This window comes from Klebsiella sp. K5-45 (assembly GCF_030128605.1).
Lineage (GTDB): Bacteria > Pseudomonadota > Gammaproteobacteria > Enterobacterales > Enterobacteriaceae > Klebsiella > Klebsiella quasipneumoniae.
In genome coordinates this window covers 203,641-215,597 of record NZ_JAKUZW010000010.1, presented here as the reverse complement: position 1 = coordinate 215,597, position 11,957 = coordinate 203,641, and the positions used below count along the sequence as shown (strand labels likewise).

8 protein-coding genes, 1 tRNA gene and 1 other RNA gene are annotated in these 11,957 nt (G+C 57.4%); 8 read left to right on the top strand and 2 right to left on the bottom strand.

Annotated features, from left to right (window positions below; all coding sequences use genetic code 11):
- The first annotated feature begins 63 nt into the window (after positions 1 to 63).
- Positions 64 to 2,394 (top strand): molybdopterin guanine dinucleotide-containing S/N-oxide reductase, encoded by a 2,331-nt coding sequence (locus tag MKS11_RS21345; protein WP_048326017.1) that lies wholly within the window; start codon positions 64 to 66, stop codon positions 2,392 to 2,394.
- Here the strand turns inward: MKS11_RS21345 and MKS11_RS21340 are convergent.
- Positions 2,363 to 2,803, bottom strand: a complete 441-nt coding sequence (locus tag MKS11_RS21340) for an N-acetyltransferase (protein ID WP_087771087.1) — start codon at positions 2,801 to 2,803, stop codon at positions 2,363 to 2,365. The two genes, MKS11_RS21345 and MKS11_RS21340, sit on opposite strands and share 32 nt — an antisense overlap.
- Complete coding sequence (gene tag / locus MKS11_RS21335; protein WP_004204998.1) at positions 2,781 to 3,362, bottom strand: DNA-3-methyladenine glycosylase I; 582 nt, start codon at positions 3,360 to 3,362, stop codon at positions 2,781 to 2,783. The genes MKS11_RS21340 and tag overlap by 23 nt, the downstream gene beginning before the upstream one ends.
- A gap of 205 nt (positions 3,363 to 3,567) precedes the next feature.
- Here tag and MKS11_RS21330 point away from each other — a divergent pair, with 205 nt between their 5' ends.
- From MKS11_RS21330 to dppA, 7 genes are all read left to right on the top strand, one after another.
- The gene (locus tag MKS11_RS21330; RefSeq protein ID WP_072140522.1) at positions 3,568 to 4,149 is read left to right on the top strand and encodes an autotransporter outer membrane beta-barrel domain-containing protein; all 582 of its coding nucleotides are present in this window, start codon (positions 3,568 to 3,570) and stop codon (positions 4,147 to 4,149) included.
- Between the two features lie 241 nt (positions 4,150 to 4,390).
- On the top strand, positions 4,391 to 5,596 hold the full coding sequence (locus MKS11_RS21325) for an MFS transporter (RefSeq protein ID WP_004204995.1): 1,206 nt from the start codon (positions 4,391 to 4,393) through the stop codon (positions 5,594 to 5,596).
- A gap of 242 nt (positions 5,597 to 5,838) precedes the next feature.
- Entirely contained in the window at positions 5,839 to 7,512 is a 1,674-nt protein-coding gene (gene eptB, locus MKS11_RS21320) for a kdo(2)-lipid A phosphoethanolamine 7''-transferase (RefSeq protein ID WP_048295705.1), read from the top strand.
- 192 nt (positions 7,513 to 7,704) lie between these two features.
- Positions 7,705 to 9,099, top strand: coding sequence for an ankyrin repeat domain-containing protein (locus MKS11_RS21315; RefSeq protein ID WP_049093594.1), 1,395 nt, complete (start codon positions 7,705 to 7,707; stop codon positions 9,097 to 9,099).
- 119 nt (positions 9,100 to 9,218) lie between these two features.
- Positions 9,219 to 9,295, top strand: a tRNA-Pro gene (locus tag MKS11_RS21310).
- Between the two features lie 34 nt (positions 9,296 to 9,329).
- A non-coding RNA gene (locus tag MKS11_RS21305) (RtT sRNA) lies at positions 9,330 to 9,462 on the top strand.
- An 828-nt stretch (positions 9,463 to 10,290) separates the two neighbouring features.
- Positions 10,291 to 11,898 carry a dipeptide ABC transporter periplasmic-binding protein DppA gene (gene dppA / locus MKS11_RS21300; protein ID WP_017900014.1) on the top strand — a complete coding sequence of 536 codons (1,608 nt, stop codon included), beginning with the start codon at positions 10,291 to 10,293 and terminating at the stop codon, positions 11,896 to 11,898.
- Positions 11,899 to 11,957: the final 59 nt, after the last annotated feature.

Here is an 11,957-nt window from a genome sequence, read left to right as displayed (position 1 = left end):
ATAACATTGAACGGCGCCGATCGCACCGTCACCACACCTGCTTTCGCTGACCAGGAGCTGCCCTTGCCAACCTCATCTGCAACCAAAACCATTTTAACCGCCGCCCATTGGGGACCGATGCTGGTGGAAACGGACGGGGAAAACGTCCTCTCCTCCCGCGGCGCGCTGGCGACACCGTTTGCCAACTCGCTGCAAACGGCGGTGCGCGACCAGGTGCACAGTAAAACCCGCGTGCGCTACCCGATGGTGCGCAAAGGTTTCCTTGCCTCTCCGGACAAGCCCCAGGGGGTCCGCGGTCAGGATGAATTTGTGCGGGTGAGCTGGGAGCAGGCGCTGGATCTGATCGATGCCCAGCATCGTCGGATCCGCGAAAGCTACGGACCGGCCTCTATTTTTGCCGGCTCCTACGGCTGGCGTTCTAACGGCGTCCTGCATAAGGCGGCCACCCTGCTGCAGCGCTATATGAGCCTGGCGGGCGGCTACACCGGCCATCTCGGGGATTACTCCACCGGCGCGGCGCAGGCGATCATGCCTTACGTCGTGGGCGGCAATGAGGTATATCAGCAGCAGACCAGCTGGCCGCTGGTGCTGGAATACAGCGAGGTAGTGGTGCTGTGGAGCGCCAACCCGCTGAATACGCTGAAAATTGCCTGGAACGCCTCCGACGAGCAGGGTATCCCGTGGTTCGACCGGCTGCGCCAGAGCGGAAAACGCCTGATCTGCATCGATCCGATGCGATCGGAAACTGTCGATTTCTTTGGCGATTCGATGGAGTGGATCGCGCCGCATATGGGCACCGACGTCGCGCTGATGCTGGGTATCGCCCATACGCTGGTGGAGAATGGCTGGCAGGACGACGAGTTTCTTGCCCGCTGCGCCAGCGGCTACGAGATTTTTGCCCGCTATCTGACCGGCGAAAGCGACGGCGTGGCGAAAACCGCCGACTGGGCGGCGGCTATCTGCGGCGTCGCAGCGGATAAGATCCGCGAACTGGCGAAACTTTTCCACGAAAACACCACTATGCTGATGTCTGGCTGGGGCATGCAGCGCCAGCAGTATGGCGAGCAGAAACACTGGATGCTGGTCACCCTGGCTGCGATGCTGGGGCAGATTGGCACCCCGGGGGGCGGGTTTGGTCTTTCCTACCATTTCGCCAACGGCGGCAATCCGACCCGCCGCGCGGCGGTGCTGGGCTCGATGCAGGGGAGCGTGGCCGGAGGCGTGGACGCCGTGGAGAAGATCCCGGTCGCGCGGATTGTCGAGGCGCTGGAGAACCCGGGGGCGGAGTATCAGCACAACGGCATGGCGCGGCGCTTCCCCGATATTCGCTTTATCTGGTGGGCCGGCGGCGCCAACTTTACCCATCATCAGGATACCAACCGCCTGATTCAGGCCTGGCAGAAACCAGAGCTTATCGTCATCTCCGAATGCTTTTGGACCGCCGCCGCGCGTCATGCCGATATCGTCCTGCCGGCGACCACCTCGTTTGAGCGCAACGATCTGACGATGACCGGGGACTACAGCAATCAGCATCTGGTGCCGATGAAGCAGGTGGTCGCCCCGCAGGGTGAAGCGCGCGATGATTTCGCGGTCTTTGCCGACCTCAGCGAACGCTGGGAGGCGGGCGGCCGCGAGCGCTTTACCGAAGGGAAGAGCGATCTGCAGTGGCTGGAGACCTTCTATCAGATGGCCGCCCGGCGCGGCGCCCAGCAGCAGGTGACGCTGCCGCCGTTTGCCGAATTCTGGCAGGCTAACCAGCTGATTGAGATGCCGGAGGAGCCGGAGAATGCCCGTTTCATCCGCTTTGCCGCCTTCCGCGACGATCCCCAGGCCAACCCGCTGAAAACGGCGAGCGGTAAAATTGAGATCCACTCGCCGACCATCGCCGCCTTTGGCTACACCGACTGCCCGCCGCACCCAATGTGGCTGGAGCCCGACGAGTGGCATGGCAACGCCGAGGCGGGGCAGCTGCAGCTGCTGTCGGCCCATCCGGCCCACCGGCTGCACAGTCAACTGAACTACTCCGCGCTGCGCGAACGCTATGCCGTTGCCGGACGCGAACCGTTGACTATTCATCCGCAGGATGCCCGGGCGCGGGGGATTGCCGATGGCGATCTGGTGCGGGTGTGGAACGCCCGCGGTCAGGTGCTGGCCGGCGCGGTGGTGACGGAGGGGATCCGCCCGGGGGTGATATGCCTGCATGAAGGAGCGTGGCCCGACCTGGATCCGGTGGCGGGCATCTGCAAAAACGGGGCGGTGAACGTCTTAACTAAAGATATCCCAACATCCCGCCTGGGCAACGGCTGCGCCGGTAACACCGCCCTGGCGTGGCTGGAGAAATATACCGGCCCGGCGCTGCCGCTTACGGCATTTGATCCGCCGGCCAACGCATAATCCAGGTGGGGTGCTGAGTATCGTCCTGCCATGCGCAATCTTCAATGCGGAAGCCTTGCGCATGGTAGAAACTGACCGCTGATTCGTTTTTCTGATAAACCTCAAGGCTAAGCCAGGCGTAGTGCTGCTTGACTTCATCCAGCAGCGCCCGGCCAATGCCCTGGCGAATAGCGTCCGGCGCGACGAACAGCGCGCCGACGAAACGGGACTCCAGCACGCTGACAAAGCCTTTTAGCTCCCCGCCGTGCTCCCAGACCCAGGTGCTGGCGGCGGGAAGATAGACATCCCGTACCACCGCGACGCTGTCGCGCCAGTAGCTTTCGCTGATAAAGGGATGGGCATGAATCGTACTTTCCAGCCACAGGTCCAGCAGCGGCAGGTTATCTTTAGCGTCCCACTTGCGGATCATCCTGACCTCCAGGGTGACAGAAGCAGCCGGTGACATGGTCGTTGACCAGCCCGCAGGCCTGCATAAAAGAGTAACAGATTGTCGAACCGACAAACTTAAAACCCCGTTTTTTCAACGCTTTAGACAGCGCATCTGAGGCCGGCGTCGTGGTCGGGATCTCCGCCAGCGTCGCCGCGCGGGTGACCTGGGGCGCATTGTCGACGAAGGACCAGACAAAATCAGTGAACGACTCGCCATTTTCCTCCATCGCCAGATACGCCCGGGCGTTGCCGATGATGGCCTGGATTTTTCCCCGATGGCGGATAATCCCGGCATCCTGCAGCAGCCGCTCGACATCTTCATCCCCCATCGCCGCCACCCGCACCGGATCGAACTGGTGAAAAGCCTGGCGATAGTTTTGCCGTTTTTTTAACACCGTGATCCATGATAACCCGGCCTGCTGACCCTCAAGGCAGATCATTTCAAACAGCCGCTGGGATGCTTTTTGCGCGACACCCCATTCGGTATCGTGATACTCGATATATAACGGATCCTGACTCACCCATCCGCAACGCTGCATAGCTATTTCTCCCTCTGCGCTAAAAAAGTGGACGCCCCGGCTTGACGACTGAAAGATAAAGATAATAGTTAATACAGGGAAATCGTATCCCCAAAAAAACACAGCAATAATGCCGATTCGGCTCTTTTCTGGAGTCGCATTAATGATAATAAAGAAATGCAATGGCCTCCGGGGGTTCTTGTTCCCGGTGTGCGTATCCGTCTGGGTGTCGTGTGTCTCTGGAGCGAATGCCTGGCAACAGGAATATATCGCTATCGATACAAAAAGTAATACGTCGGAACGCTATACATGGGATAGCGATCACCAACCACGCTATGAAGATATCCTCGCCGAGCGGATGAAGTCGTCTGAAACGCCGGGCGGACTGGCGTTAAACCAGGGGTTGGCGCCGCCGGACAGCAGCCGTGGGATGAGCGTCGGCTGGAATTATCTGCTGGCAAACGGCATGACCTCCGGGCCGGTGGCCAGCCTGCGCAGCGACTACACCGCGCCGGCGACGAAAAGCGTGGGCGAGACGGGATATGTCAACACGCTCGGCTGGCGTATGGATTATCAGTCGCTGTGGGGCGTGCACCCTTGGGCGCAGGTGAGCTATAACCAGTCGCTCGCCAGCGATGCCTGGTCGCCGACCACCCGCGCCAGAGAGGGCGGCTGGAGTGATGTCACCCTGGGCGCCGATATGCCGCTGGGATCGCATGTGGCGGCATGGGCCACGCTGTCACAGGCGGACAACGTCCCATCGGGGGAAAATACGCTCTATCTGATGGGGGTCAGCGCCAACTTTTGACCCACGATTGTTACGCATTTGAAACGATGTGGTTATTGTTAAATCTCAGTAATGGCGCATTTCTGTGAGATAGCGCACACTAACTTTTTCCCTGAAATTCGCGGAATGAATGTCATGCAATGTCATTCATTCCGCCATTAATGCATTTCATTCCCTGCTGATGGCAGTTCATGCCTTTTTCCCCCACTGGATGAGGGGCCTTCGCTATTGTGGCGGCAGTTAATTTATCAGGACAACTGCTATGAACGCTGCAAACCGTCAATCGACCCGCTGGCTTACGCTTATCGGCACCATCATCACCCAATTCGCTCTCGGTTCGGTTTATACCTGGAGCCTGTTTAACAGTTCACTGTCTGACAAACTGGGCGAACCGGTCAGCCAGGTCGCCTTCTCCTTTGGCCTGCTGAGCCTCGGGCTGGCGCTCTCTTCGTCGGTCGCCGGCAAGCTGCAGGAGCGTTTTGGCGTGAAGCGCGTCACCATGGCCTCCGGGATCCTGCTTGGTCTGGGCTTCTTTCTGACCGCCCACTCCAGCAGCCTGATGATGCTGTGGCTGAGCGCTGGCGTGCTGGTGGGGCTGGCGGACGGGGCCGGTTATCTGCTGACCCTGTCGAACTGCGTCAAGTGGTTCCCGGAACGCAAAGGGCTGATCTCCGCCTTTTCCATTGGTTCCTATGGCCTCGGCAGCCTGGGGTTCAAATTCATTGATACTCATCTGCTGGCCACCGTTGGTCTGGAAAAAACCTTCGTTATCTGGGGCGCTATCGTGCTGGTGATGATCGTCTTTGGCGCGACCTTGATGAAAGATGCGCCAAATCATACGGCGACCACCACGGCCAACGGCGTCGTGGAAAACGACTTCACTCTCGCCGAATCGATGCGTAAACCGCAGTACTGGATGCTGGCGGTGATGTTCCTGACGGCCTGCATGAGTGGTCTGTATGTGATTGGCGTGGCGAAAGATATCGCGCAGGGAATGGTCCACCTGGATGTCGCCACGGCGGCCAATGCGGTAACGGTTATCTCAATCGCTAACCTTAGCGGTCGCCTGGTGTTAGGTATCCTGTCCGATAAAATTTCCCGCATTCGCGTGATCACCATCGGTCAGGTGGTGTCGCTGGTGGGGATGGCCGCGCTGCTGTTCGCTCCGCTGAATGCCATGACCTTTTTCGCCGCCATCGCCTGCGTTGCTTTTAACTTCGGCGGAACCATCACCGTCTTCCCATCGCTGGTCAGTGAATTCTTCGGTCTGAACAACCTGGCGAAAAACTATGGTGTGATTTATCTGGGTTTTGGTATCGGCAGCATCTGCGGTTCCCTCATCGCTTCGCTGTTCGGGGGCTTCTACGTCACCTTCTGCGTGATATTCGCCCTGCTGATTATTTCGCTGGCGCTTTCCACCACCATTCGTCAGCCGAAAGGCAGTGTCTATAGCGAGGCGCATGCCTGAAACCTGCAGCGTGAAACGTGCCCCTGATTAATACCCTAAGCAAATAGTGCCAATCCAGCCAAATATTTTGTAAATGTTTGGCTGGATCACATTCCCTCCTGATACTTTTCCCGTTCCCTGTGGTCTACTTATCGCGCTTTGTAGAGGTTTCTGATAACCAACCCTAACGCACCCTATTAGCCTACTGACTCATGCCACAGCGTCAGGCGGTGTTTTATTCTTCTTTTTCCAGGTTTGCTTGCATGAAATATATTAGAACGATGACGCAGCAGAAGCTTAGTTTTTGGCTGGCGCTGTACATCGGCTGGTTTATGAACGTCGCCGTTTTTTTTCGGCGTTTCGATGGTTATGCTCAAGAGTTCACTGTCTGGAAAGGGCTTTCCGGTGTCGTTGAACTGGTGGCCACGGTCTTTGTCACCTTCTTCCTGTTACGTCTTCTGTCGCTGTTCGGTCGCCGTATCTGGCGCATTCTGGCGACACTGATTGTTCTGTTTTCCGCCGCCGCCAGTTACTACATGACGTTCCTTAACGTGGTGATTGGCTACGGGATTATCGCCTCGGTGTTGACCACCGATATCGACCTGTCGAAAGAGGTCATCGGCTGGCATCTGATCCTCTGGCTGGCGGCAGTGAGCGCGCCGCCACTGCTGTTTATCTGGAGCAACCGCTGCCGCCATACGCTGCTGCGCCAACTGCGTACCCCGGGCCAGCGGGTTAAAAACGTGCTGATCGTGGTGTTGGCCGGCCTCATCGTCTGGGGACCTATCCGCCTGCTTGAGCTGCGCCAACACGATGTCGAGCGCCATTCGGAAGTGGATATGCCGAGCTACGGCGGGGTGATCGCCAACTCCTACCTGCCGTCGAACTGGCTGTCGGCGCTGGGGCTGTACGCCTGGGCGCAGGTGGATGAATCCTCAGATAACAAATCGCTGATTAACCCGGCGAAGAAATTTACCTACGTCGCCCCGGAAGGGCTCGATGACACCTACGTGGTGTTTATCATTGGCGAAACCACCCGCTGGGATCATATGGGCATCCTTGGCTATAGCCGTAACACCACGCCAGAGCTGGCGAAAGAGAAGAATCTGGTCGCTTTCCGCGGCTACTCGTGCGATACCGCCACCAAGCTGTCGTTACGCTGCATGTTTGTGCGTCAGGGCGGGGCAGAGGATAACCCGCAGCGGACCCTCAAAGAGCAGAACGTCTTTGCGGTGCTTCATCAGCTGGGCTTCAGCGGCAATCTGTACGCCATGCAGAGTGAGATGTGGTTCTACAGCAACACGATGGCCAACAATATCGCCTATCGCGAGCAGATTGGCGCCGAGCCGCGCAACCGCGGCAAGAGCGTTGACGATATGCTGCTGGTGGATGAGATGAAGCGCGGTATGGAGCAGGGCAACGCCTCTGGTAAGCACCTGATCATCCTCCACACGAAAGGCTCGCACTTTAACTACACCCAACGCTATCCGCGCAGCTTCGCCCAGTGGAAGCCGGAGTGCGTCGGTGTTGATAACAAGTGCTCGAAAGCGGAGCTGATCAACTCCTACGACAACAGCGTGACCTATGTCGATCACTTTATCGTCAGCGTCCTCGACCAGCTGCGGGATAAGAAAGCGATTGTGTTCTATGCCGCCGACCATGGCGAGTCTATTAACGAGCGTGAACATCTGCACGGTACGCCGCGCAAGATGGCGCCGCCGGAACAGTTCCGTGTGCCGATGATGGTCTGGATGTCGGATAAATACCTGGAGAATCCGGATCATGCCGCTGCGTTTGCCCATCTGCAGCAGCAGGCCGCGATGAAGGTGCCGCGCCGCCACGTCGAGCTGTACGACACCATTATGGGCTGCCTCGGCTATACCTCGCCGGATGGCGGGATCAACGAGAACAATAACTGGTGTCGGTGGAAAAAGTAAGACAGCGGATTTTTCAGATTCTCGGGTCTGTTTTCCTTTCCTGAGCCCAGGATAAGCTAATCCCTCGCCGGCGTCCGCCGGGCGAGGGATTTTTTTGCACAGCGGATGTGTCTGGCAGGTTGCCTCTTCTTCTTTGAATACCCTCCAGTGTTCCCGCTCCTCCTGTGCAGCCACTTTTCACGGAGAGAAAGGATGAAGGTAATAAAGGGGTTGGCCCTGCTGTGCCTGCTGATGCTAACGGGCTGTCAGTCCGAAGAGGAAACCCGCCAATTCCTGCTGGCCTGTAAATACGATGCGCCGGCGACGATCGAAGCCATGCTGAATAACGGCATCGATGTGGATGGTCAGGATAAAACCGGCTTAAGCGGCCTGATGGTCGCTGCCGCGGAAAATCGTCGCGAGGTGGTAGCTCTCCTGCTTAAGCGTCAGGCGCAGCCGAATCTCCAGACGCGCCAGGGCGTCACGGCGCTGATGCTGGCGGCGGCGCGAGGCAGCGATGCGGCGCTTATCGGCGATCTTCTCCAGGCGGGCGCGTCGGTGAATCAGACCACCGTCGACAAGAGCACGGCATTGATGTCCGCCATTGCCGACGGCGGGGACGTCAGAAGCGACTACCAGCATATTCTGGCGATGAAAAAACCCGATGCGCCTGTGGAGGAGCAGAGTGCGCTGGACAAGATTGTCGGCGCAACGGCGGCGAAATCGCTGGCGACGGGCAGCCGCGCGCTGATGACGGAAGACATGGCGTTACAACTGGCCCCCGGCGCGTTTAAGAAGAACGTTGACGAGATCGTGGCGTTGCTGATCGGGCATGGGGCGGACGTGAAGGCCGTCAATGCTTCAGGGGAATCGGTTTTTTTCCTCGCTGTCGATCACGCGCGTTCGGCGGAAACCATCACGACCCTGGCCAACGCCGGGGCGGATACCAGCCTGGCGGATAAATCCGGCACCACGCCGCTGATGCTGGCGGCGGCGGGGGACGATCCCAATCTGGTGCTGGCGTTGTCAGCCTCCGGCGTGGAGGTGGATAAGCCGAACCGGGAAGGGCTCACGGCGCTGCAGGTGGCGGCGGGTCAGGGGTCGCCTGCGGTGATCGCGGCGCTGGTGCAGCGCGGCGCAAAGGTGGACCAGCTCTCCGCCAACGACCTCAGCCCGCTGATGCTGGCGGTCAAAATGAATAATAAAGCCAATGTCGAGGCACTCCTCGAGGCCGGCGCCAGCGTCAATCTCAGCAATAAGGCAGGGTATACGGCGATTGGCTACAGCCGGGCCGGCGAGGTTCGCCAGCTGCTGCTGGCGCAGCATGCCGAGCTGAAAGGGCAGGCCGCGCATATGGCGCAAAGCGAACTGCAATTCTGCGCCAATGCGTTTGCCGACAAGCTGGCGTACAGCGACATCGCCCGCGCGGTAAACAACGATACCCGCCCGGACATTATGCGTCATCAGCATACCTGCCCGGGGTTGGGGGAACTGACGATGCTGCTGGGAGAGTTTACATTCAAACCGGCGGGCCCAACTTATCTCGGTGAGCCGGTGACCTGTAAGGTAGCCGAGCATCGCAAAGCGTTTGAGGTCAGCTGCCGCTAAAAAAGCGGACCAACCGGCGATTCGCTGCGCAGGGTGCTGAGTTTCTCGCCGGTTGAACGATTTTTTGAAAATAAGGCATTGACGGGTAGGCATCCCAGCAGTAAGATGCGCCCCGCATTCGGTGATTGGCGCAGCCTGGTAGCGCACTTCGTTCGGGACGAAGGGGTCGGAGGTTCGAATCCTCTATCACCGACCAAATTCGAAAAGCCTGCTCAATGAGCAGGCTTTTTTGCATCTGCGGCCAGTGAGGATGAGAACCTCCGGGGGCAGGAGGTTCGACTCGAGCGAAGCGAGAGAACGTTGCGTCAGCAACGGCCCGCAGGGCGAGCCACAAAGTGGCGAGTCATCCTCTATCACCGACCAAATTCGAAAAGCCTGCTCAATGAGCAGGCTTTTTTTGCTTCTGCGGCCAGTGAGGATGAGAACCCCGAAGGTTCGCTCCAGATCCCGTAGGCCCGTGCAAGCGCAGCGCCGCCGGGCACCGTCTGCAGTCTCCCGGCCCAAAACCGCATCAAAATCACAAAAAACATCTTTACCCCCGTTTCCAGCCAGCTGTTCGCTATTTTGTGACATCTTCCATTGCATTTTTTTATCGATGAACAGATCTTTTTTCGCGAAGCTTATGGCTGAATACAGCATTTTCCGCTGTGCGTTTTAACGTTCACGCTATTAACCGCTCACATATTGGTCACATAGCAAGAAATTTTTCTCATTTACTGGCATTGTTTCCCACTGGGTGTCGCAAATTAATAAGGTCTTTATTCTGCATATTAGCCAGTAGCATAAATTTCTCTGCTGAAAATAGCGTCTTGAAGTTTTTTTAATCTTTGCCTGTCGTTTCTCACGCTGGATGTAAAACCCGGCTGGCTGTATTGACGTTTCCCCATTCTGTTGACAGATTGTAGGGCATGAGGGGCATTTCATGGAGAATCCGTACTGCAACTCAGTCGTTTTTGCGAAAGGAATCCCCATCTCTCTCAACGCCTTCGGGCACCACCGACTGGACCGGGTATATTCTAAATAGTTCGAATTGCGGGAAGGCGGCAAGCTTGAGCATCCCCAGAGCATAGATGGCTATGTGACTGGCTTATTGAGCACAGCCAACGCATCCATCATTCGAATATGACGAATAAAAATAAATAAAGGTCCGGCGGATATATGCAAACAACATCACAGTTTTGGAGCAGAATAATGAGTATTTCCTTGAAGAAATCAGGGATGCTGAAGCTTGGTCTGAGCCTTGTCGCCATGACCGTCGCTGCCAGCGTGCAAGCGAAAACCCTGGTTTATTGTTCAGAAGGCTCGCCGGAAGGCTTTAACCCACAGCTCTTCACCTCTGGCACCACCTATGACGCCAGTTCCGTACCGATCTACAATCGCCTGGTCGAATTCAAAACCGGTACCACGGAAGTTATTCCTGGACTGGCTGAAAAATGGGAAGTCAGCCCGGATGGTAAAACCTATACTTTCCACCTGCGTCAGGGCGTGAAATGGCAGGATAATAAAGACTTTAAGCCAACCCGTGACCTGAACGCCGATGACGTGGTGTTCTCCTTCGATCGTCAGAAGAATACCAATAACCCGTACCATAAAGTTTCTGGCGGCAGCTATGAATACTTTGAAGGGATGGGGTTACCCGACCTGATTAGCGAAGTGAAGAAAGTGGACGATAAAACCGTCCAGTTCGTCCTGACCCGCCCGGAAGCGCCGTTCCTCGCTGACCTGGCCATGGACTTCGCCTCTATTCTCTCTAAAGAGTATGCCGACAACATGCTGAAAGCCGGCACGCCGGAAAAAGTAGACCTCAATCCTATCGGTACCGGTCCATTCCAGCTGCTGCAGTACCAGAAAGATTCCCGCATTCTGTATAAAGCCTTCCCGGGCTATTGGGGCACCAAGCCGAAGATCGATCGTCTGGTCTTCTCCATCACTCCGGATGCCTCCGTGCGCTATGCCAAGCTGCAGAAAAATGAGTGCCAGGTGATGCCGTATCCGAACCCGGCGGACATCGCGCGCATGAAGGAAGATAAGAGCATTACCCTGCTGGAACAGCCGGGCCTGAACGTCGGTTATCTCTCCTTCAACACCGAGAAGAAACCGCTGGACGACGTGAAAGTTCGTCAGGCGCTGACCTACGCGGTTAACAAAGAAGCGATCATCAAAGCCGTTTACCAGGGCGCAGGCCAGGCGGCGAAGAACCTGATCCCGCCGACCATGTGGGGCTATAACGACGACGTTAAAGACTACACCTACGATCCGGAGAAGGCGAAGCAGCTGCTGAAAGAAGCGGGCCTGGAAAAAGGCTTCACTATCGATCTGTGGGCGATGCCGGTACAGCGTCCGTATAACCCGAACGCCCGCCGTATGGCGGAGATGATCCAGGCCGACTGGGCCAAGATTGGCGTCCAGGCCAAAATCGTCACCTACGAGTGGGGCGAGTATCTGAAACGCGCGAAAGCGGGCGAGCACCAGAGCGTCATGATGGGCTGGACCGGCGACAACGGGGATCCGGATAACTTCTTCGCCACCCTGTTCAGCTGCGCCGCGGCGAAAGACGGCTCCAACTACTCGCGCTGGTGCTATAAGCCGTTTGAAGATCTGATTCAGCCGGCCCGCGCCACCGACGACCACAACAAGCGTATTGAACTGTACAAACAGGCTCAGGTAGTGATGCATGACCAGGCTCCGGCGCTGATCATCGCTCACTCCACCGTTTACGAGCCAGTGCGTAAAGAAGTCAAAGGCTATGTGGTGGATCCGCTGGGTAAACACCACTTCGATAACGTCTCTGTCGAATAATAAGCACGATGCCTGACCCCCTCTCCCCGCGTGGGAGAGGTGGGGGGCGTATTCCCGCT